This window comes from Henriciella sp., from assembly GCF_049649345.1.
GTDB lineage: Bacteria > Pseudomonadota > Alphaproteobacteria > Caulobacterales > Hyphomonadaceae > Henriciella.
In genome coordinates, this window is record NZ_JBARZC010000375.1 from 1 (window position 1) to 1,656 (window position 1,656).

The 1,656-nt window shown below is 61.0% G+C and carries 2 protein-coding genes; both read right to left on the reverse strand.

Translation table 11 applies throughout. The features are described 5' to 3' along the window. The coding region (locus WA989_RS10270) for a DegT/DnrJ/EryC1/StrS family aminotransferase (RefSeq protein WP_424340403.1) at window positions 1–917 on the reverse strand (917 nt) is incomplete at its 3' end. A 3-nt stretch (window positions 918–920) separates the two neighbouring features. Continuing rightward, on the reverse strand, window positions 921–1,656 hold a 736-nt coding region (locus tag WA989_RS10275), incomplete at its 5' end, for a Gfo/Idh/MocA family protein (protein WP_424340404.1).

Genomic DNA, 1,656 nt, shown 5'->3' on the forward strand with positions numbered 1-1,656 from the left:
GTGTACAGCCCATAGGCGTTTTCATCTGACTGACTGGCCACCTGGCCTTCGACCTTGCCGCCAAGGCGCTCATCATAAATCGCTGCGGCCTTCTTGCGGCGCTGGCGCTCACCTTCGAAGATTCCGAGCTTTTCCGCCACGACCGCACACTGGATCGAATCGCAGCGGCCATTGATCCCTACCCGGATCGATTCCTTGCGATTATCGCCTGTGCCGTGCCAACGGATCGAGCGTAAAAGGTCGCCCATCTCCTTGTCGCGCACCAGGATCGCGCCGCCATCCCCATAGCCGCCGAGCGTCTTGGTTGGGTAGAAGCTGGTCGCGGTGATTTCGGCGAGCGTGCCGATCCACTGTCCGTCCTGCTTGCCGCCAAAGGCCTGGGCGCCATCGGCAACGATGACGAGCCCATGCGCTTCGGCGACTTCATTGATCGCCTTATAGTCAGCTGCGAGACCATAAAGATCGACCGGCATCACAGCGCGGGCGCGCAGATTGCGCGTGCCTTTGACGCGCTGGATTTTCCGCTCAAGATCCTCGGCGTCCATATTGAACGTCTTGGGGTCGATATCGACGAGGACAGGCGTCGCGCCTGCCAGAAGGACCGCATTCGCCGTCGCATTATAGGTAAAGCCCGGAATGAAGACCGCATCGCCATGGCCATAGCCAAGCGCGATGAGCGGCATGACCAGCGCTTGCGTGCCCGATCCAACGGCCACCGCATCTGCCGCGCCGGTAAACTCGCACAGCTTTTGCTCGCACTCGTCTACTTCAGGCCCGCCGATATAACGTCCATGATCAAGGATGGTCGTCCAGCGCTCTTCAAGGGCCGACCGGATCGAGGCCTGCTGGGCTTTCAGGTCAAAGAACTGGATGGGAGCCTCGTCCGGGTGGGCTACAAGTACGTCAGTCACGGCCATGAGTCAGGCTCCAATCTTTTCGAGGGCGGTCTGTTCGACTTGTTCAGCAAGCCGCACCGCTTCGGCAGCTTCGCGTCCGGGGATAAGGGTCTCGCGCTCGCCAAGGCACGCGGCGAAGAAGGCTTCGTCGGCCGCGCCGAGCGGGTCAGGAAGATCGCCCGAAATATCGCCCTTGACGACATGGGGCGTCGAGTTCTCGACCTGGCGCGTCAGGAAATCGACGTGAATGCGACCCGATGGATAGGTCACTGTCATGTTGCGCTGGCGGTCGGGCGCAGCCCGGCTGGCTTTCAGGCGGGCCATTCGACCGTCAGGATAGGCGATCTCGGCCACAGCCGTATCGATATGATTCGTATGCTTGATGACGCCTATGCCGCGAGCGCTCGCACCGGGCCCCATCAGCCGCGCCGTCATGTCGAGATCATGGGTCATCAGGTCCCAGATCACAGACACATCCCCTGCCCGTCCATCCGGCGTGGGAGGCCCTTCGCGAACCGCTTCAATTGATTGCGGCTGTTCGGAAATATCGAAGAATCCCATCGCCTCCAGAACCAGCCGTTCCTGATGTCCCACTTGCAGAACCAGTGATTTCTCCTCTGCCACGTCAGCAAGCGCCAGCGCGTCCTCGCCAGTGAGCGCCAATGGCTTCTCGACAAGCACGTGCAGCCCAGCCTTGAGCGCATTTTCGACAACGGTTTTGTGATACACTGCCGGGCATGCGACGAGGACGGCATCGCAG